Origin of the sequence: Parabacteroides sp. AF39-10AC, assembly GCF_003635405.1 — a bacterium.
In the GTDB taxonomy this organism is placed as follows: domain Bacteria; phylum Bacteroidota; class Bacteroidia; order Bacteroidales; family Tannerellaceae; genus Parabacteroides; species Parabacteroides distasonis.
In genome coordinates, this window is record NZ_QTLP01000027.1 from 46,225 (window position 1) to 67,910 (window position 21,686).

At 44.7% G+C, this 21,686-nt stretch carries 16 protein-coding genes and 2 tRNA genes; 3 read left to right on the forward strand and 15 right to left on the reverse strand.

Annotation, left to right across the window (positions count from 1 at the left end; genetic code table 11):
- Nucleotides 1-8: 8 nt before the first annotated feature.
- The 3 genes from DW033_RS19750 to DW033_RS19760 are packed head-to-tail and all read right to left on the reverse strand — an operon-like array spanning nucleotide 9 to nucleotide 4,646.
- Nucleotides 9-3,122, reverse strand: coding sequence for an efflux RND transporter permease subunit (locus DW033_RS19750; RefSeq protein ID WP_005865870.1), 3,114 nt, complete (start codon nucleotides 3,120-3,122; stop codon nucleotides 9-11).
- Between the two features lie 6 nt (nucleotides 3,123-3,128).
- Complete coding sequence (locus DW033_RS19755; RefSeq protein ID WP_121961630.1) at nucleotides 3,129-4,238, reverse strand: efflux RND transporter periplasmic adaptor subunit; 1,110 nt, start codon at nucleotides 4,236-4,238, stop codon at nucleotides 3,129-3,131.
- 48 nt (nucleotides 4,239-4,286) lie between these two features.
- Nucleotides 4,287-4,646, reverse strand: coding sequence for a hypothetical protein (locus DW033_RS19760; protein ID WP_121961629.1), 360 nt, complete (start codon nucleotides 4,644-4,646; stop codon nucleotides 4,287-4,289).
- A 128-nt stretch (nucleotides 4,647-4,774) separates the two neighbouring features.
- Here DW033_RS19760 and DW033_RS19765 point away from each other — a divergent pair, with 128 nt between their 5' ends.
- A complete protein-coding gene (locus DW033_RS19765) occupies nucleotides 4,775-6,322 on the forward strand; it encodes a M28 family metallopeptidase (RefSeq protein ID WP_121961628.1) in 1,548 nt (515 codons plus the stop codon).
- A 141-nt stretch (nucleotides 6,323-6,463) separates the two neighbouring features.
- Here DW033_RS19765 and DW033_RS19770 read toward each other — a convergent pair.
- From DW033_RS19770 to panC, 9 genes are all read right to left on the reverse strand, one after another.
- Nucleotides 6,464-6,537, reverse strand: a tRNA-His gene (locus DW033_RS19770).
- A gap of 92 nt (nucleotides 6,538-6,629) precedes the next feature.
- A tRNA-His gene (locus DW033_RS19775) sits at nucleotides 6,630-6,703 on the reverse strand.
- A 98-nt stretch (nucleotides 6,704-6,801) separates the two neighbouring features.
- A complete protein-coding gene (gene folD, locus DW033_RS19780; RefSeq protein WP_005865864.1) occupies nucleotides 6,802-7,698 on the reverse strand; it encodes a bifunctional methylenetetrahydrofolate dehydrogenase/methenyltetrahydrofolate cyclohydrolase FolD in 897 nt (298 codons plus the stop codon).
- Nucleotides 7,699-7,720: 22 nt separating this feature from the next.
- Nucleotides 7,721-9,058, reverse strand: coding sequence for a signal recognition particle protein (ffh, locus tag DW033_RS19785; RefSeq protein ID WP_122383052.1), 1,338 nt, complete (start codon nucleotides 9,056-9,058; stop codon nucleotides 7,721-7,723).
- Nucleotides 9,059-9,159: 101 nt separating this feature from the next.
- Complete coding sequence (locus tag DW033_RS19790; RefSeq protein WP_122383053.1) at nucleotides 9,160-11,070, reverse strand: heavy metal translocating P-type ATPase; 1,911 nt, start codon at nucleotides 11,068-11,070, stop codon at nucleotides 9,160-9,162.
- 80 nt (nucleotides 11,071-11,150) lie between these two features.
- Nucleotides 11,151-11,588, reverse strand: a complete 438-nt coding sequence (locus DW033_RS19795) for a Fur family transcriptional regulator (RefSeq protein ID WP_005865860.1) — start codon at nucleotides 11,586-11,588, stop codon at nucleotides 11,151-11,153.
- 142 nt (nucleotides 11,589-11,730) lie between these two features.
- The gene (locus tag DW033_RS19800) at nucleotides 11,731-13,053 is read right to left on the reverse strand and encodes an MATE family efflux transporter (RefSeq protein WP_008774105.1); all 1,323 of its coding nucleotides are present in this window, start codon (nucleotides 13,051-13,053) and stop codon (nucleotides 11,731-11,733) included.
- A gap of 98 nt (nucleotides 13,054-13,151) precedes the next feature.
- Nucleotides 13,152-13,502, reverse strand: a complete 351-nt coding sequence (gene panD, locus DW033_RS19805) for an aspartate 1-decarboxylase (RefSeq protein ID WP_005861624.1) — start codon at nucleotides 13,500-13,502, stop codon at nucleotides 13,152-13,154.
- Nucleotides 13,503-13,515: 13 nt separating this feature from the next.
- Nucleotides 13,516-14,355 carry a pantoate--beta-alanine ligase gene (gene panC, locus DW033_RS19810; RefSeq protein ID WP_005861622.1) on the reverse strand — a complete coding sequence of 280 codons (840 nt, stop codon included), beginning with the start codon at nucleotides 14,353-14,355 and terminating at the stop codon, nucleotides 13,516-13,518.
- Nucleotides 14,356-14,455: 100 nt separating this feature from the next.
- On the opposite strand from panC, the gene DW033_RS19815 reads away from it, so the two are divergent.
- Nucleotides 14,456-15,280 carry a glycogen/starch synthase gene (locus DW033_RS19815; protein ID WP_005865855.1) on the forward strand — a complete coding sequence of 275 codons (825 nt, stop codon included), beginning with the start codon at nucleotides 14,456-14,458 and terminating at the stop codon, nucleotides 15,278-15,280.
- Nucleotides 15,281-15,291: 11 nt separating this feature from the next.
- A complete protein-coding gene (locus DW033_RS19820; protein WP_122383054.1) occupies nucleotides 15,292-16,668 on the forward strand; it encodes a DUF4270 domain-containing protein in 1,377 nt (458 codons plus the stop codon).
- A gap of 138 nt (nucleotides 16,669-16,806) precedes the next feature.
- Here the strand turns inward: DW033_RS19820 and DW033_RS19825 are convergent, their stop codons facing one another.
- Genes DW033_RS19825 through DW033_RS19835 form a run of 3 tightly spaced genes read right to left on the reverse strand, consistent with a single transcriptional unit; the run spans nucleotide 16,807 to nucleotide 21,352 of the window.
- Nucleotides 16,807-18,099: a glycoside hydrolase family 57 protein gene (locus tag DW033_RS19825; RefSeq protein WP_005861616.1), complete on the reverse strand. Its 1,293-nt coding sequence runs from the start codon at nucleotides 18,097-18,099 to the stop codon at nucleotides 16,807-16,809.
- Nucleotides 18,100-18,134: 35 nt separating this feature from the next.
- Nucleotides 18,135-19,403 carry a glycosyltransferase gene (locus DW033_RS19830; RefSeq protein WP_122383055.1) on the reverse strand — a complete coding sequence of 423 codons (1,269 nt, stop codon included), beginning with the start codon at nucleotides 19,401-19,403 and terminating at the stop codon, nucleotides 18,135-18,137.
- Nucleotides 19,404-19,417: 14 nt separating this feature from the next.
- Entirely contained in the window at nucleotides 19,418-21,352 is a 1,935-nt protein-coding gene (locus tag DW033_RS19835) for a glycogen debranching enzyme N-terminal domain-containing protein (RefSeq protein WP_005861612.1), read from the reverse strand.
- Nucleotides 21,353-21,686: the final 334 nt, after the last annotated feature.

The window sequence follows — 21,686 nt, forward strand, 5'->3', positions numbered from 1 at the left end:
CCTCCGGATTAAGCGTGCAGCTCTTTTTCCTCCGATACCGGCGTCAAATCCTTCCCCTCATAATGTTTCTCGATCATATAGTATAAAGCGGGAAGTACATAAAGCGTAATAACCGTAGCAAATAAAAGCCCGTAAACGATTACCGTAGCCAAGGGACGCTGCACGTCCGAACCGATACCTGTACTAACAGAGGCAGGAAGCAATCCCAAGACCGCAACCGTAGCCGTCATCAAGATCGGACGGAAACGGTGCTTAGTTCCCGTTATCACCGCATCTTTCAAATCTCGTTCCCTTGTACGTAAGTTATTGATATGGGAAATCATGATCACGCCATTTTGGATAGCGACACCGACCAAGGCAATAAAACCAACCGCCGAGGAAACATTCAATGTCATTCCCCGCACATTCAACGCCAACATACCACCAAACAAAGCCAAGGGAACGACACTCATCATCAAAGCCGCCTGCCGGAATTTACCGCAAGCCGCAAACAACAGAAGCAGCATCAGTCCCAACGCCAAAGGAACCACAGCCCCCAAACGGGCATACGCACGATGCTGGTTCTCAAACTGTCCGGCCCATTTCAAATGCACGGAATCATGATCGTATTTCACCTCTTTATCAATCAACGCATTCGCCTTATTCAAGAACGCCGTCAAGTCCACGCCACGTAAATTAACCCGTACCGTCAAGTGCCGCTTATTCATCTCACGGGTAATCGTACTGGCACCGGTTGTCATCTTAATCTCCGCTACTTGCGAAAGAGGAATCTTCGTTCCGGAACCGGTAGTCAACAATAGATTACCGATACGTTCGGGAGAATTGCGACTAGCGTCATCGAAACGACAAATCACGTCATAACTTTTACTTCCGACAAATATCTGGGAAATAGAAGCTCCACCGATCGCTAACTCAATCAAATCGGCCACATCCGACACGTTCAAGCCATACTGGGCGATACGGGCACGATCCGCAATAATCTGCAATTGCGGCAACGGAGGCTCTTGATCTACCGCTACGTCGGCAGCACCCGGTATTTCCTTCAACACATTAGCGACTTGATCTGCGATATGGCGACTTTCCGTAATATCATCGCTATAGATCTTCAGCGCCAAATCACTATGAGCCCCGGCGATCTGATCCATCACCATATCGATGATCGGCTGTGAAAAACCGACCGAGTAGCCGGGCATAGTCTCCAACTTAGCTGCCATCTCCTCGATCAAATCCGCTTTCGTCTTACCGAACTCCCATGTACTATAGGGCTTCAATCCCACGCCACACTCCACATGGGAGAGTGAGAACGCTTCCGCCCCCTCATCATCGCGACCTACTTGGGTCATTACATATGAGACTTCCTTAAACTCTTTCAAAGTCTTCCGAAGCTCCGCCCCCATCTCCTTAGATTTCTCAATGGAAATACCCGGAGGAAGCTGTACCTGTATCCAGATCGCCCCCTCATCCAACGGAGGCAAGAAGTCTTTTCCTACGGTATAACTTAAAATCCCCGCTCCCAGCAATATCGCCAGTAACGGTACAATAACCCGTCTTGGCTTCTCCATCAATCGGACAATTTGTGAATGATAAGCCGTGGAAAGTTTCTCCAACCAACGATTATGGTAAATCTTTCCCGGCTTACGATACGCATAAAAGGCCAATCCCGGAATCAAGAACAAGGCCACGCACAAAGCGCCCAGCAAAGCATACCCTACGGTATAAGCCATCGGCGTAAACAATTTTTTCTCAATATGCTCAAAAGCGAACAAAGGAAGATAGGCCGTTATAATAATTAATGTAGAGAAAAAGATCGGGCGAGCCACCTCAGTCGTACGGCGCAAGATCGAATCTTCCGTCAATACCTCATCCGGATGCCGTTCTCTTTTCTTCAAGACCGTCTCCATCATCACGATCGCTCCGTCTACCAAAATACCGAAGTCTATAGCGCCTAAGGATAGTAGGTTCGCAGGAATATTCGTAACATGCATCAAGATAAAGGCAATCAATAGAGACAAGGGAATGGTTAAGGCCACCAACAAAGCGCCACGCCAACTCCCCAAGAATAAGATCAGTACTAAGACAACCAGTACCATCCCCTCGAACAACGTATGCGATACAGTATGCAAGGTCGTATTAACCAAATCCGTACGATCCATAAACGGATGGATACGGGTTCCCTCGGGAAGTGTCTCGTTATTTAGTTCGTCTACCGCCTTATGCACATCATCCAACACCCGGGACGGATTCTCCCCCCTGAGCATTTGCACGATGCCTTCCACGCCATCGGAATAATCACGGGTATCGTCCGTAAAACCTAAAACGCCCTTACGCTCCAAGTTTCCGTATTTCAGTTTACCGATATCATTCAAGTAGACCGGGACACCATTCACGGTCTTGATCACGATATGCCCCAAGTCTTCCAAGTCCTTAACCAGACCGATTCCACGGATCACATAACTCAAATCCCCCCGGCTTAACATACTACCACCGGCGTTCACGTTATTCTTCTCTATCTTTTCCGTAATATCCCCTAAGGTAATGTCATATTGCTCCATCTTATAAGGGTTCACCTCGATCTGATATTGGGTAGTGATACCGCCGTAATTACTTACATCCGCTACACCTGTAACCTGTTTCAGTCTCGGAATAATTACCCATTTATGCAAATCGGTCAACTCCCTCAAGTCTAAACGGTCACTTTCCACCACATAACGAAAGATCTCTCCCGTCGGCGAAGTCAAAGGATTTAAGCCGGGAACCGCATTATAAGGAAGCTCCACGTCTACCAACCGCTCTTGTACACGTTGCCGGGCCCAATAATCCTCAATACCATCATCAAAAACCAATACGACCGTAGATAAACCAAACGTATTCTTGCTACGCATTACGTTTAGTCCCGGCAGACCATTCATAGCCCGCTCGATCGGAATACTGATTTGTTGCTCGATCTCCTCGGCGGCCAATCCGGGAACCTGCGTCACGACTTGCACGGTGGTATCGGCGATATCCGGATAAGCATCTATCGCCAACCGCGTCCAAGAATAATAACCAACGATCGCTAAGAACAGAAATAACACGAACATCAGTCCTCGCCGATGTATCGCCAAGTAAATAATCCTTTTCATAATCCGTTAGCGTGCGTCAAGTAAATAAAACGCTCCCGTAGCTACGATCTCGTCACCTACGTTCAAGCCGGATAAAACCACCGTCTTGCCATCTTCAGTAAGGCCGGTCTCGATCTTTTGTTTCCGGTAATCGTTATTCCCCAATTCCACCAATACGTACATATTCTCCTCTTCCTGCAAGATAGCGGAAGTAGGTATACGAATCACCTCCGCCTCACGGTCGCTCAACTTGACCGTGCCGTACATCTCCGGTTTCATCAAACGGGTACTGTTATCGCACTCGATCAAGACCTCCACCGAACGGGTATCGGGGTCCAGCATCTCGCTGATATGATAAATCTTTCCCGATATCGGTTTATCCGGCATGGCTACCAACCGAATTTCCACCTCATCCAAAGCCTGTATTAAACTCAAATCCTTCTCTTTTACATGGGCGACCACCCATACCTTGCTCAAATCGGCGATGACAGCTACAGGCTCGGCGTCCTCTTTCATATATTGCCCGATTACGATCCGATCTTTCACGACCTCACCGGCTATAGGCGAGCGAACGATCAATGGTTGCCCCAAAGCCATTTCATCCGGATTAATCTGAAAGACTTTCAATGCGGCGACCATATTCTCATAGTCTTTTTTCTTTAACTCGTAATTCACCTCGGCCTCTTCCAATTCCTTTTGGACACCAACCTTGTTTTTCATCAAGTCTTTCTCCCGATTCAAGCTTTTCAAGGCCAGTTCCATCTCTTGGCGAGCTTGGTAATAAGATTTCCCCGCCTCATAAACAGCGGGAGCGCTAATCTCGAAGATCGGACTACCCGGGACCACTTTTTGCCCTAAGCGAACGAACGATTTCGTAATTCGCCCGCTTACCGGTGAAGCCACCTCTGCGTAATTAGAAGGAATCGCCTGTACGACCCCCGAGGTGGTAAACTCCATACGGTAAGGTTCCCGTTTAACCGTTTCCTTTGTCAACTTGGATAAAACAGGGGATTCGGAACCGATATGTATAATATCTCCTTTGAGTGTTACGGCATGCGCAGACTCATCCTCTTGCTTTTGGGTATGGCAAGAGCATAATACTATTGCTGGAAGCAATAGTAAAAATATAGATTTCATATAAGATGCGTAAAATGTTTAGTATAAAAAGTGATTCTAATGCTTGATTCAAATTACTATACCAAACGAGGGAGGCGCACGGGATTCGCTACGCCGCACAAGACGCAAGACAACCTCTTTCTTTAGAAAGACGAGCACTACCATCAAAAGCGCCCAAGCCATAACCAAAGGTAAGTACGGAATTAACTCCATACACAATTCGGTCAGCTCTTCAATCGTATTAAACGCTACCGTACTATGCTCATGATGAGGCAAGCCGTCGGCTCCCGGCAGATAGGGATGAGAGTGAGTGATACTATAGTTTAGGAAATGATGCGTATGGGTAAAGGCCGTGCCACCCACGTAGTAACTCATAAAGAGTACTATCAAGAGGGGTCTTAACCACTTCAAGCTACGCATTGTTTTCATTCGCCATCTGTTTACTCCGCAAAGTTATAAAAGAAACTGCCATTTCATTTGCAATAAGTCAAAATTTATTCCTTTATTTGCATACACTGAATAATAAACAGTCATATCAATGAAATAAACACTACTTTATGAGAAAAATCTTACTTGTTTGTGCAGCATTAGCCTGCATGACAGTCTCCCCTGTACCAGCTCAGGACGCTGCCGTAAAAAAAATCATCGAGATGGGTCAGAACGATAATCAAGTGATGCATCAGCTGGATATCCTTACGAACCGCTTTGGCGGACGTTTAATAGGTTCCGACGCTTATGAGAATGCCGCCGAGTGGATGGTGCGTGAGTTTAAGAGTTGGGGACTCGATGTCCAATTAGAAGAGGCCGGTACCGTCCCTGTCGGCTTTAATCGAGGACCTTGGTTCGGACGCTTGTTGAGCGACAACGGAATGATCCTGCATTTCGCCACCCCTTCCTACACTTCCGGAACGAAAGGCGTGCAACGTGGGCATGCGGTGATGGAGCCTCGTAACGACGAGGAGTTCCAGCAAATCAAAGGAAGATTGAATGGTGCTTGGGTTCTTATTTCAGGGAAAAATGTAGGTTGGCCTATCGACCGCTCCGCCTCGGGAGATTCCATCCGTGCGGAGATCAAGAAAGAGAACAACGAGATCATGAAGAAAAACAATGATCTAAGACGCCGCAACTGGGAAAACGGGGAGAAAAACGAGATGTTGCCTTATAAAGAATTCCCCGGATTATATTATAAGGAAATGTGCGAGGCCGGAGCTTTAGGTTTTATCCAATCCTCCACCGTACCTATCCGTGCGTTATACGACCGGAAAATGATGAACGACCCGAATACGAACTTCGACAATCTGCCGGAACTTCCGGATATCAAATTAGACGAGCATCAATTCGCGATCATCGAACAAATGGTGAAAGAGAGACGTACATTCGAACTAGAGTTCGATATTCGTAATCATTTTAAATTAGGCCCGGTTAAATACCATAATGTCGTAGCGTCTATCAAAGGCAGCAAATACCCGGACGAATATGTTATTATCAGCGGTCACTTAGATGCTTTCGACGTGGCTACCGGAGGCATCGATTGCGGTACTGGAATCGGACCGATGATGGAAGCCGCTCGCATGATCGCCAAATCCGGAGCCAAGCCTAAGCGCACGATCGTATTTATCGGATTCGCCGGTGAGGAATTTGGCTTATTAGGAGCGCAAGCTTGGGTGAAAGCGCATAAGGATAAATTACCGAAAATCGCTAATTTGTTCAACCGTGACGGTGGCCCGGAACCTCCTGTCGGTATCTCCGTCCCTCAAGCCATGTATGATGATTTCGTGAAGATCAGCGAACCCATCCAAAAAATCCGTCCGGACTATCCTTTCGAGGTAAAAGTTCGTGAACCTCGTAAACGCCCGACACGCATGGGGGGAACAGACGCATCAGTTTTCGCCATCGAAGGTGTCCCCACATTAGGTTTCACCACAGAGGATTTCAAAGGATATGATTTTGATTACGGCGAAATCTGGCATACGGAACGGGATTTATACACAAAGAACATCCCCGAATACCAAGAACATACGGCTACGGTTACCGCTATCATAGCCCTCGGTGTAGCGAATCTGGATAAGCAATTATCAAGAGAAGGTTTATATACCGAAGAGTAGGTCAGCACGATCGCTATTATAAGGAGCTTACAATAGGCATTGTAAACTCCTTATGATGGGCATCATAAAAGACTTACAATGCCCATTATAAGAAATAGAAAAAGGATATGCCCTAATAGACATATCCTTTTCTCATTCTAGGGTGAAAGATGGGGCTCGAACCCACGACCCTCGGAACCACAATCCGATGCTCTAACCAACTGAGCTACTCTCACCATATAAAAAAACCTTTCATTCTTCACAGACGCCTTGGTTCATAAAACCTTGTTTTATTCATAACAAGATTTTTATCTAAAAAACCACAATGGGTGAAAGATGGGGCTCGAACCCACGACCCTCGGAACCACAATCCGATGCTCTAACCAACTGAGCTACTCTCACCATATCCGCCTTTCAAAGGATTCCCCCTTTAAGACGGCGCAAAGATAGGTATAAATTCTGATTACACAAACCTTTTGCGAACTTTTTTATCCATCCACTTACTTATAGATCGCTTTCTTTCCCGCTAACAATGTGTTACGCATCAAAGAAATGATTGTCATAGGCCCTACGCCACCCGGAACCGGAGTGATATAGGAACATTTAGGAGCGACCTCGTTAAACAAGACATCTCCCGTTAACTTAAATCCGCTCTTGGTTACGCTGCTTGGCATACGGGTTGTTCCCACGTCAACGATCACGGCGCCTTCCTTCACCATATCCCCTTTCAAGAATTCAGGAACACCTAAAGCCACGATAATAATATCAGCAGACAAGCACATCTCCTTCAAGTTCTTAGAACGGCTATGGCATACGGTCACCGTACAATCGCCCGGATAAGATTTCTGCATCATCAAGGTAGCCATCGGCTTGCCGACAATATTGCTGCGTCCCAAAACCACGCAATGCTTTCCTTGCGTCTCGATATGATAACGCTTCAATAATTCCAAGATACCGGCAGGCGTAGCCGATACGAAACAAGGCAAACCGATAGACATACGTCCCACGTTAATCGGATGGAAACCGTCCACGTCTTTACGATAATCGATCGCCTCAATCACCTTCTGCTCGGATATATGTTTCGGAAGCGGAAGCTGTACGATAAAGCCATCCACATCCGGATCATTATTTAACTCATCGACCTTACGAAGCAATTCTTCCTCCGTAACATCCTCCTCAAAGCGAATTAAGGTAGACTTAAAACCAATCTCCTGACAAGTCTTGACTTTACTAGCCACATAAGTCTCGCTACCACCGTCATGGCCCACCAAAATAGCAGCCAAGTGAGGGATCTTACCTCCGGCAGCCTTGATCTGGGCTACCTCCTCAGCCATCTCCTTCTTCATCTGAGCGGAAACGGCCTTACCATCCAGCAATTGATAATGTTGTTCTTCCATATTATTGATTGTCTCCTGTTAATTAACGTCTGAACGAGGGCTTCATCGAAGGTAGCTTCATCTTCCCCGACTTCGCGGAAGTAAGCATACGCATCATCTTACGGGTCTCATCAAATTGCTTGATCAGCTTGTTCACCTCCTGGATGCTCGTACCGCTACCTTTAGCGATACGCTGACGGCGTGAGCCATTCAAGATAGCCGGGTTACTGCGCTCATCCGGGGTCATCGAATAAATGATAGCCTCGATACTCTTGAACGCATTATCATCGATATCCACATCTTTCAATGCCTTTCCTACACCCGGGATCATGGATGCCAACTCTTTCAAGTTACCCATCTTCTTGATCTGTTGGATCTGGGAGATAAAGTCGTTAAAATCGAACTGGTTCTTAGCGATCTTCTTCTGCAAACGTTTCGCTTCTTCCTCGTCATATTGCTCTTGCGCACGTTCCACCAAAGACACGATATCACCCATGCCTAAGATTCGATCCGCCATACGTTCAGGGTGGAAAATATCCAAGGCATCCATCTTCTCGCCCGTACCGACAAACTTAATCGGCTTATCAACAACCGTACGGATCGACAAAGCGGCACCACCACGGGTATCACCATCCAACTTCGTAAGTACGACGCCGTCGAAGTTCAGCCGCTCATTAAATTCCCTCGCGGTATTCACGGCATCCTGACCCGTCATGGCATCTACCACGAACAAGGTCTCATCCGGCTGGATAGCGCTCTTGATAGCGGCGATCTCGTTCATCATCTGCTCATCGATAGCCAAACGGCCGGCGGTATCCACGATCACGACGTCATTGCCTTTAGCCCGTGCCTCGCAGATAGCGTTCATAGCGATCTCCACCGGATTCTTATTCTCCAATTCCATGTATACCGGAACACCTACCTGCTCTCCGACTACACGCAACTGCTCGATAGCTGCCGGACGATACACGTCGCAAGCGGCTAATAATGGTTTCTTATTTTTCTTGGTCTTTAATAAAGACGCTAGTTTACCAGTGAAAGTAGTCTTACCCGAACCTTGCAAACCGGACATCAATATAATGGCGGGATTTCCCTGCAAATTCACGTCGACTGCCGTACCTCCCATCAAGCTGGCCAACTCATCGTGAACAATCTTAACCATCAACTGACTAGGCTTAACCGATGTAAGCACGTTCTGTCCTAAAGCCTTCTCTTTTACCGTATCCGTAAAACTCTTGGCAACCTTATAATTGACGTCGGCATCCAACAACGCTTTACGCACATCCTTCAATGTTTCCGCCACATTGATCTCGGTAATCTTGCCTTCGCCCTTCAACAGTTTAAACGATCTGTCTAACCTTTCGCTTAAGTTCTCAAACATAATTCGTATGTGTATTTATATTATTTTCTACTGGATTAAGGGACAAAGGTACGAAAAAGAGATGAGTATGCGATGAAAGCGATCTCGAAATTCTTCACTTCTCAACGTTTTAGTATACGGATCGAATTAAGAACCGCCAGCAAAGATACGCCTACATCCGCGAAAACAGCTTCCCAAAGCGTGGCAAAACCGAAGGCTCCCGCCACAAGGACTATCACCTTCACGCCAATAGATCCCACGATATTCTGACGGACGATATTCCGGGTAGCACGTCCGATAGAAATAGCTTCCGCTACTTTAGAGGGCTGGTCCGTTTGGATAACCACGTCCGCGCTCTCGATGGCCGCATCCGATCCCAATCCACCCATCGCAATACCGACATCACTTAAAGCCAGTACCGGCGCATCGTTCATCCCATCGCCCACAAAGGCAACCGACTTATCCGGCTCCGCCGTTAATCGCTCTATATAAGCGGCTTTATCCTCCGGCAGCAGATTACCATACGCTTTATCGACACCCAAACGCTCAGCGAATTGATTCACGATCTCTTGCTTATCCCCGGACAACAAGCAAATATCTTTAACATCCAGATCCTTTAACCGACGAATCGCATCCACGGCATCCTTCTTCAAGGTATCCGAAAGGAGAAGATGCCCCGCATATTTCCCATCGATCGCACAAACCACCACGGTAGAAACACTATCGGATAATTCCTTCGGGACAGGAATATCACGTTCGGCCAATAAACGAATATTACCGACAAGCACCTGCCGACCGTTCACGATAGCCTCGACACCATGCCCTGCCAATTCCCGCATGTCAGTGATTTCCATCGGCACGCTATCTTGTTTTTCCGCATAGCGAACTACAGCCTGCGCTACCGGATGGGTACTTTTCCGCTCTACTGATAACAAAACACTCAAAAGATCAGAAGCCGGGATACCCGTGCTTTCCACCGTTGTGACCTCAAAACGCCCGGTAGTCAATGTACCGGTCTTATCGAACGCTACCGTATTTACCCGTGTGATCGCATCTAAATAATTACCACCCTTAAATAATATCCCGGCACGAGAAGCGGCGCCTATACCACCGAAATATCCGAGCGGAACACTTATAACCAAGGCACAAGGACAAGAAATAACCAAGAAAACCAATCCCCTATATAACCAATCCGAGAAAACATACTGGAAAGAAGGCGTCACCATCCCTACCAAAGCAGGAACCGACACGATTAGAAACGACAGAAGAATCACGATTGGGGTATAAATCCGTGCGAAACGCCGAATAAACAATTCCGCCGGCGCTTTCCGCTCCGAGGCATCTTTCACCAAAGCCAAAATACGGGCCAAGGCACTTTGCTCGTACGGCCGATTCACTTGTATACGTACCGCCTGCCCCTGCACGATCATTCCGGCAAGCACCTCCTCACCCTCACGGATAGAACGAGGCATACTTTCCCCGGTTAATGCCGAGGTATCGAACTGTACCTCGGCTTCCAATAAAACGCCATCCAAAGGCACACGTCCGCCGGGCTTCACCTCGATCCGCTCGCCTACTTTCACATCCTTCGGAGATACATTCATATATGTACCCGTTCGCCATACATCCGTTCGTTCCGGCCGGACATCTAATAAGTCACTGATATTCTTCGAGGCTTTATTCACGGCTAGAAGTTGCAACCTCTCTCCTACCGTATAGAAAAGCATCACGGCTACGGCCTCGGGATACTCCCCTATACAAAACGCCCCGATCGAGGCGATCGCCATTAACGAGAACTCACTAAAAAAGTCTTTCCGCAAAGCCGCTTCCCAAGCTTCTCGCATAACAGGAAGTCCTACCGGCAAAAAAGCGACCAGAAACCAAATGGCCTCTATCCAAGACTCAGCAAACCAACTTATCCCCGAGTACTTCCCGATAAGTCCTATCACCAACAAAACGAAAGAAACCGTCGGCATCCATAAACCGGAACTTCCGTGCGAATGGCAATGTTCGCATCCACATGTTGTACTCATAATCTTATCTATTTTAATTATTTACTTCTTGATTACGGTACAAAGGTAAGAGAAGGGAGTTGCAACTTGATTGCAAATTATCAGGGTTTCTGAAAACGTCGCTTATTACACAATGGGCAAACACCCTTTACCGTATAATTAATGGTATCCATTATATATCCTTCCGGCAATTGAGCGACCGGGATCTTGATATTATTTAAACAAGAGGTTTTACGGCATACCTCGCAGAAAAAATGAATATGCCTATCACCCACTGGGCATGTCTCCGAACGGCTCTGGCATATCTCATATTTTATAGAGCCACTACCATCTTCGAAAGAATGGATCGCATGATGTTCCAATAACAAGGCCAATGAACGGGAAATGGTCGATTTATCCAACGTCTCCAACTCCGCCTCCAATTCGAACAGGGAAGCCGGGCTGGTTCGTTCTGATAATTTTTGCAAGACAAGGATCCGTGCGGCAGTAGGCCGTACTCCTTTTCCTACCAACATATCTTCACATTGCTTCGTGGACATGAGTTACCTTTCTTATTTGATTACAATACAAAAATACGAACAATTTCCCAATATTCACAGTTCAAAAAAACACGTACATGTTTTTCAGAATTCACGTACGTGTTTTCGAAAAAAGACGTACGTGTTTTTTCCCCTCATATACTTATATTCTTTTATTTTGCCAAGAGGCTTTCTTTAAATAGATTACGCTAGCGACGAGCAATCCACTATAGTAAATAGCCTCTGTCAAGAAGCATACGGCTACCGGCAAACGCAAACGCATCCCTGCGACATATACAAAAAGCACATACAGAATCAATACCGCCGCTTCCATAAAAAGCGCAGAACGTGTATTTCCCGTACCCGACACCCCGTTGAACGCCACATTAGCTACCGATCCGATCAATAAAGAACCGACAATCACGTAGACGGATGGAACCGAGGCCGCCACTAATGAAGCGTCATTCGTATAAACAGACACGACCCATCCCGGCATCAAACTGACAATAGCGGCAAACACGACCATAATGCCCAACGATAACTTACAGATCTTCCAGATAGTCGGTATAACTTGATTGATCGCTCCCGCCCCGATACTATTACTCACGAACGTGTTTGTCGTGGTCGCCAAGGAATTAACGGGAATCAACATCACGACGTAAATACTACGTACGATATTCGCCACCGCCAACTCCCGTTGCCCCAAATGCTCCACAGCGATAAAGAACATAAACCAAGTAGCGATAGACAAGAAATATTGCAGCATCGTGAACACGGAAATATCCAGCACCCGTTTCAACAAGCCAAAATCGAAAGAACGAATCTGGTTAAGCGCATATTTACGTATATCTACGGTAAGTCTCGTGTAAACCACGAAAAAGAGAATCGATACCGCCTCGGCTATGACGGAAGCGATAGCCGCCCCTTGAATACCCATCTTTGGAAATCCGGCATGTCCGAAAATCAAAAGATAATCCAGTAAGACATTCGTCATTGCCATCAAGACAGCGTTCAATGTCAACACCTTTGTACGGGTAATACCTATAAAAAGAGCCCGGAACATCACGTTCACGAAAGAGAAGAAGAAGCCAAACACACGCCAATCCAAAAATTCCTCCGTGGCATTCAAGATAGCGTCCGAAGAAATCAATACACGCATCACGTCTCCCGCGAAAAAACGAGAAAACAAGAACAATATAGCAGCCAGCGACAATAGGAAGAAAACGCCTTGTATCATGACAGGCCCTATCTGGTCATAACGTCCCTCTCCGTTTCTACGGCCAATCACGATTTGAGATCCCGTACTAAAACCAAAGGCGATCGTAAAAGCGCAGATATAATAAAGTCCTCCCATAGCGGAAGCCCCCAACTCGACTTCACCAACCCTACCTAGAAAAGCCGTATCAGTCACGTTTATCACGTTTTGCGCCAACAAGCTCAAAAAGATCGGGTAGCTAACATTCCATATATTCCTGTTCGTGTACATAACTCGCTTATTACTTAAATTTATGAAGATAAAAAAAGCCCGCCGCATCCCGACGAGCTTTTCTTATGATTAGAGATCTCTACAAAGCCTAGCGTCTGCTATATCAACTTATTTGTCGCCGTATCGGGAAATACCACGGAAGGCTTGAATGTTTTCGCCTCCTCGAAATCCATCATGGCATACGACATAACGATTATAATATCTCCGGGTTGAGCCTTACGGGCAGCCGCTCCGTTCAAGCAAACCACTCCCGAGCCACGTTCGCCCTTGATAATATACGTCTCAAAACGTTCTCCGTTATTATTATTCACGATCGAGACCTTCTCGTTCGCGATCAAATTAGCGGCGTCCAACAAATCCTCGTCGATAGTGATGCTACCGATATAGTTTAAGTTAGCTTCCGTTACCGTTACCCGGTGAATTTTTGACTTTACTACCTCTATAAACATGTATGACTTATAATTAGTATTTGATATTGTCGATCAAACGTACCTCTCCGCAATATACCGTGATGCAACCTACCGGATAATCGGTATCCGACCAGTTCTTGATAGACTCTAACGTATTGCCATCTACGATCTCGTAATACTCAACTTCCATGACAGGATCGCTATTAATCGTATTGACAACATAGTCAATCACTTCTTGTACGCTTTTTCCGGGCACAAAGGTAGTACTTTCTTTTAACGTACGAGCAATTAACGGAGCTTTTTGACGTTGTTCCGGTGTCAAACGGGTATTCCGGCTACTCAAGGCCAAGCCATCGCCCTCACGAACGATCGGACAAGCATTGATCGTTACAGGGATATTCAATTGTTTCACCATCGCCCGGATCACAGCGATCTGCTGGAAATCCTTTTCTCCGAAATAAGCGTTATCCGGCTCCACGATATAGAACAATTTACTTACCACCTGCGCTACACCGTTAAAATGCCCCGGACGCTTAGCGCCTTCCATTACCTCAGATACCGTTCCCAAATCAAACGTACGGGTATCTGGCTCCGGATACATCTCTTCTACAGAGGGAGCGAATACATAGTCACAGCCGGCAGATTCTAATAACACACAATCAGCCTCCAACGTACGGGGATACGTTTCCAAGTCGTGTTTGTCATTAAATTGGGTTGGATTTACAAAAACACTGACTACACATACATCATTGTTTTTCACGCAATGTTGTACCAAGCTAAGATGTCCATTATGCAGTGCTCCCATGGTAGGAACAAAGCCAATTTTCTTATTATCCTGCTTTGCCTCAGCAAGATAAGCCTTCAAATCTTTAATACTATTTACTATTTTCATCAGATAGATGCTTAATTGACGGTGCAAAGCAACTAAATAATTACCGTAAATAAAAGATTTTTCGTATCTTTGTAGCGTCTTTATAAAACTAGTTTACAGAATGGATGCAAAAAAAATCTTGTTTATAGCCCAAGAAATCACTCCCTACCTTCCCGAATCCGAGATCGCGACAATATGTAGAAATTTGCCGCAAGGAATTCAGGAGCGTGGTCGCGAAATCAGGACATTCATGCCAAAATTCGGAAATATCAACGAGCGCCGCAATCAGTTGCACGAGGTTATCCGTCTGTCTGGTATGAATCTTATTATTGACGACACGGACCATCCTCTGATCATTAAGGTAGCATCCATTCAATCGGCCCGGATGCAGGTTTACTTTATTGACAACGAGGATTTCTTCCAACGGAAATCCACGGTCAGCGATGAGAATGGAAATGAGTATGAAGATAATGACGATCGTTCGATCTTCTATGTACGCGGAGTATTGGAAACCGTAAAAAAATTGCGTTGGATTCCTGATGTAATCCATTGCCATGGCTGGATGTCAGCGTTAACGGCTCTTTACATCAAGAGAATGTATGCCGATGACCCGTGCCTGCGTAACGCGAAAATCGTTTATTCGATCTACAACGATGACTTCAAGAACCCGCTAAACAAAGATTTCGCGACAAAACTGAAGGCGGACGGAGCCAAAGAAGCTGACTTGAAGTTAATCAAGGCAGATACAAGTTTTGTGGCCTTAACCAAATTAGCGATTGATTTCGCTGATGGTGTAATCCAAGGTAGCGAGACGATCAATCAAGAAGTCCTTGATTATATCTCTGCCAAGAAAGATACTCCTTTCCTTCCCTATCAGTCACCGGAAACTTATATGGACGAGTTCAATAAGTTCTACGACGTGGTATTGGATTCTAACACGAAATAATAAATGTAGTAATGAAAATCAAGCTTTTAATACTTGGACTTGGCCTTGGTGCTAGCATTTTGGCCGGGTGTAATGATGATTTTAGTTCGATAGGAACAAGTATTCAGCCAGGCGACGATACAATTGCGGTATATATGGACACGTTCCAGATACAAGCCACTACGGTGCAATTAGATTCTATTTACGCAAGGTCTACTAGCGCCCAGTTGGGTGAACTCTACGATCCGCTGTATGGTAACCTTGTATCGGATTATATGTGCCAATTCTATTGTCCGAGTGATTTTCAATTTGCGCATACACCTTATGAGGGAAAAATTGATTCGGTGGAATTCAATATATATTATAATGGTTCCAATAGAAACGGTGTATGGGTAGGAGACTCCTTGGCGCCTATGCGTGCGGAGATCTTTAAAATTACAAGTCCATTACAAAAGAATTTTTATACAAATATTGACCCTAAGCAATATTGCAATATGCAAGAGTCAATGGGTGCTCAAGCTTATACTGCTTATAACACAAGTATATCCGACTCCCTTAGAAACTCTGATGGTTACAGCCCTCATGTAAGCATTAAAATGCCTACTGAGTTCGGACAAAAATTTTATGATGAAACGATTAATAATCCGGGTACATTCAAGAATCAAGAAACTTTCAATGAGTTTTTCCCGGGGCTTTATGTAACAACTACCTTCGGTAGTGGTAATATATTGTCCGTGGCTAGCTCTGTCCTTAAGATATATTATAATTATGCGGTTAAAAGCACAGCAGGAAAAGACTCTTTAATAACCACGTGGGAAGCTTTCTCCGTCACTAAAGAGATCATTCAGCTAAGTCGTTTCAAAAATACGGATATGAGTCAATTGCTACAACCGAACGACAGCTATGCATTCTTTAAGACTCCTGCCGGCGTTTGTACACGCATTGTTCTTCCGACAAAGGAAATCACTCCGATCATGAAAGAGCGTATCGTGAATAATTTACCACTAGAGTTAAAAGCGATGCCGCAAGAAGATTGGCAATATGCATTGGCTCCTCCTCCTTATCTATTAATATTGCCAGAGGATTCGGTAAAAAGTTTCTTTGAGGGTAGTCAGATTGACAATAATGTAACCTCGTTTCTATCCAATGCTTACGATGCGACTACTCGTACGTACTCATTCCCGAATCTTGCCAATTTATTAAAATATCAGATGGAGAATAATCCGGACAAAGATTTGAGCCTACTTCTTATCCCTGTTCAACGAACAACTACCACAAACAACAGTTACGGTCAAAGTACAGTTGTTACAACAGCCATCACGAATTATCTAGCTCCTTCAGGAGTAAAGATACGAAAGGATGAAGAGGTGATGAAAATTGGTATTACATCATGTAAATATGTCAGATAGCAAAGAATCTATATAATAAAAAAGCGAGATGAAAAACATCTCGCTTTTTTTATATCCGTATCTCTAAGGCAAAAAATAACGGGTCCCTAAAAGGACCCGTCACTCTCCAAAAATAGTCTAGTCAAATCAATTAACGACTTATTTCTTCGCCGCCTTCTTTTTTAATTTATCTAATTCTTTCTGTAGACTCTCGATTTCCTCTCCTTGATTCTTAATCGTAGAAAGCAATGAATTCAATTCCTCATTCTCTATGTTTTCCGGGAATTCCGCATTCACACGAACAATGAAATCGGAAAGAACATTCATATAGTTATTAAATGCGTCATACGGATTATCGTAAGGGCTAAAGCCTCCCTGTCCCATATGCTTTGTACTCATATAATAGAAATGGTCACTGCTCTGCAGATAGTACCAGTCCTGACGGATACGACGAGTCTGAGACAAACGAACACGTTCACCGATCTCGTTAATCTTACGGAACGCTTCCTGCTGCAATACATTTCCTAACCAAGAACTACAATCTCTCTCTTCATCTACCCAAGAGATCGGATAAGGAACGGAGATAGAGTCTACCGGCTTGATCAATGTAAATACTTCCGATGGAGTAGAGAAACTAATACCCTTATCCGCAGCAAAACGAGGCAAAGCCTTGAAGAACTCAAAAATACCGGTTGAAGCTGGATGCAAAGATCCCAGCACCTCATAATTCATAAACAAATTAATGATTTGCTCAGAATCCGGAGTAGCAGCAATCCATGACATATACTTATCGGCTGTCAAAGGATACTCATTCCAACTATAATCACTGAAACGGTTCGATAAATCCTCGCTGAAACGGTCATTCTTCAATAATAAACTCAACTTCGGAGCTACGCAAGAAGAATACATATAGTTCGGACTCTTCCAACCTAAGATATGCTTAGCACCCTCCGTCAACATTCCTTTATAGCCCATCTCAGAAACCATAGCGGAAATATCATCCGAGTAAATCAACTCCGTATTACGGAACACTTTCGGTTTAACCCCGAATAAAGTCTTGATCTTATCTTCTTGTTTCTTTACTTGATGCTTGAACTCCTCCGGATCTCCCAAGGAAGAAAGAGAATGAGCATAAGTCTCAGACAAGAATTCCACATTCCCCGTAGCCGCCAATTCCTTAAAGCTATCGATCACTTCCGGAGTATAAATCTCCATCTGCTCCAACGCTACGCCGGAAATAGAGAACGCTACCTTAAACTTACCACCACTGGTCTTAATCATCTCCAAAATAGTCCGGTTAGCCGGCAAGTAACATTGTTCAGCTATACGATGGATAATCTCCTCATTCTGGAAATCATCGTAATAGTAATGGTCGTTACCTATATCGAAGAAGCGATATCTTTTTAAACGGAACGGCTGATGTATTTGAAAATAAAAGCAGATCGTTTTCATAATATTGTTTGTTTTATTTTTGTCTTGTCGTTAATTTATTTGTTACCTATCACATTGTCGTAAATACGACGAACCTTTTGTCCGGCATACTCCCATTTGATATTATCCACCTCTTTCTTACCTTCCACTTTCAAGAACTCATGCATGGCAGGATAAGTAATAATAGAATACATGGCATCCGCTAACGCCTCAATATCCCAATAATCCACCTTAATCGCATAATCCAAGATCTCGGCGCAACCGGATTGTTTAGAAATGATAGAGGGTACACCACATTGCATTGCTTCCAACGGAGAGATACCAAAAGGCTCGGAAACCGAAGGCATCACATATACATCACTGGCTTTCAAAACCTCGTATACCTGCTTACCCTTCATAAATCCGGTAAAGTGGAAACGATCTGAAATATTACGTGCTGCGGCCAAACGAATCATTTGATCCATCATATCACCACTACCAGCCATAACGAAACGTGCGTAAGGAGCCTTAGCCAAAACCTTTGCGGCAGCCTCAACAAAATACTCCGGCCCTTTCTGCATCGTGATACGGCCTAAGAACGTAATGACCTTATCCTTTACACCCTTTTTATCCGGAATCGCAAGAATCTCAGGACTTAAAGGCTCTACGGCGTTATGTACGGTCGTTACCTTAGCGGGATCTTGATGATATTTCTCAATCACCGTCTGACGAGTCAAATTACTCACCGTTATGATATGGTCTGCATTGTCCATACCATTCTTCTCAATCGCATAGACATCCGGATTCACATTACCGCGACTACGATCGTAATCCGTAGCATGAACATGGAGGACCAAAGGCTTACCACTCACATTTTTAGCGTGAATACCCGCCGGATAAGTTAACCAGTCGTGCGCATGGATGATATCATACTCTTCCGTACGAGCGATCACGCCTGCCACGATCGAATAGTTATTAATCTCTTCCAGCAAGTTATCCGGATAACGTCCGGAGAACTCAAGGCACCCTAAATCAGTCACATGACGATAACTGAAATCCGCATAAATATGATCCCTGTACTTATAATACTGGTCAGCGTTCATTCCCGCTTTGGAAACCCGTTGCTGCACATATTCACGGTCAACATCCTTCCAAACAATCGGAACTTGGTTGACACCCACTATCTTTAGAAAGCTCTGGTCTTCATCGCCCCAGGGCTTCGGTATACAAAAAGTAATATCCATATCGGGCTGCATTGCCATGCCTCGTGTCAAACCGAAACTGGCCGTTCCTAAACCGCCCAAGATATGAGGAGGAAATTCCCATCCAAACATTAATGCTTTCATAATGGTACTTAGTTTTATTCGGCGTTATACTTCTTCAACAAATCCACAACACGGAGGATAGCCGCAACATTCATCGCAAAAGAGACAGCTCCACGTCCGGTAAACGGTGGGTTACCATCAAACAATTCCGGGATCGTCCCGATACAGTGTAATGACATCTCCTCCTCCAAGCTTATCAACATACGTTCAGCAAAAGCAACGCCACTCTTTCCGAATACACGCAAATAAGCTTCCAAATAGGCGCCTAACAACCACGGCCAAGCAGTACCTTGGTGATAAGCCAAATCTCGTTCATATTGCGGCCCCACATAATACGGGCGATATCCTTCGCTCTTCGGACTCAAGGAACGCAAGCCCTTCGGGGTAAGCAACTCTTTCGTCACGATATCCACTACGGCACGTTTCTGCATCCTCGTCAATGGGGAATAAGGCAATGCCACAGCGAAAATCATATTAGGCCGTACGCTCCAATCTACCGTAGAACCATTCACGGAATCGAACAAATAATTATACCCGTTCACAAAGGTTTCCGGGAACGATTTATCCATCGACTTGATAATCGGATCAATACCCTCGACAGGTACTCCCCCCATCAATTCCGTATAGAAACAAAGAGCATTATACCAAAGAGCGTTAAATTCCACTATATAACCGGAACGAGTTACGACAGGTTTTCCGTTTACGGTAGAATTCATCCAAGTAATCGCCTTATCTTTTCCATTAGCGAAAAGTAAACCATTCTCCATCAATTTCATATCGGGATGTTTCTGGTCCCGTATATAATCGATAACTTCTTTCACGAAATCGCCGTATAGCTCACGTGCCTTTTCAACGCCCTCATGTTTAGCATACTGTTGGATCGCCCAGATCGCCCATAAAAAGACATCCGGATGCTCGATCTCACGAATCACCGCATCGAAACGCCCATTCTCCATATACGCCCGCATCGCCGGCATCGCCGTATGCATGATCTTCTCAAAACGAACCGGATCATCGATAGACAACGTACTACCCGGAAGAGCTACGAACAAATCTCTCGCACGTACTTTAAACCATGGATAGCCCGCTAATAGATAAGCGTCGTCTTCCTTGGGACGAAAATAAAATTGCTGAGCGGAATTCTTCAAGCAATTGAAGAAGCTAGTACGAGGCGTACGAGCTACGACCTCATTCTCATACAGTGCCTTCAAGCGGGTAGTTGCCACTGCACTATCGCCAGCGCTGAAAATAATAGTCTCCCCTTTTTTGATAGGGACCTCGAAATATCCGGGAACATACAAATCCTCCTGATAAGGATATCCCCTCTCTTGTTCTTTCGGATACTCGATGCCATTGTACCAATACGGCTCATACACAAATTTAACTTTCTTGTTAAATTGCATATACAGTTCCGGATAACCGGGATACATACATGTCTTGATTCCGTTTGTGACTTCCTCGTAAGATTGGTTCACGTTACCATTGGCTTGCGTTAAGTTCTTCACACTACGGAAAGCGAGGAAAGGACGGAAACGTAAGGTCGTAGCGGAATGAGCATCTTCCAACGTGTACTTAATCATGATACGATTCTCGTACATGGAAAACACTTTCTCTTTCGAGAAGATCACACCTCCTACGCGGTAAAGCGTACGAGGTACTGTCTCTGAGCTATACTCGCGGATGTACTTATGTCCCTTGGGGCTGAAATTATCGCCTGCATATTTATGCAACCCAAGATTAAATTCGGCACCATGTTGAATTACCGTCTCATCAAAAGAAGACAGTAACACATGGTTGTCATCATCAATCGCAGGCACAGGCATAACGAGTAGTCCGTGGTATTTCCTGGTATTACAATCAACAACAGTAGTGCAGTGATAGGCTCCCAAACGGTTGGTTCGAAGCACCTCACGAGTCAGCGACTCTTCCAGGTTTATCATTACTGTTTTGTCAAATTTAAGATAACTCATATGTGTATTTGGGTTTTAAGTTACTTTCTTTAATATCAAAATGAAATTATTTTCGTTTCTGAGAATCAAAAGTATTATTTAATAACTAAAAAAACAAACTGTCTTTTATATTTATTTAGGAAAAAAGGCATCCTTCTTCTACGATAAACTTATAGATCAAGGCTTTAAAAAGAAAGGTGCTCTAAAGGAGTGTTTTCAAACATATAAATTTTTGTTAAATCAATCCTATCATCATATCCATCAAAGCTCAAAATCAAGGTACAGCCCCCCGAAAACAAGCCTCGGTTTAGTCATAGGAAATGTTCTATTTTTCATTTTAAATCAATCTGAATAT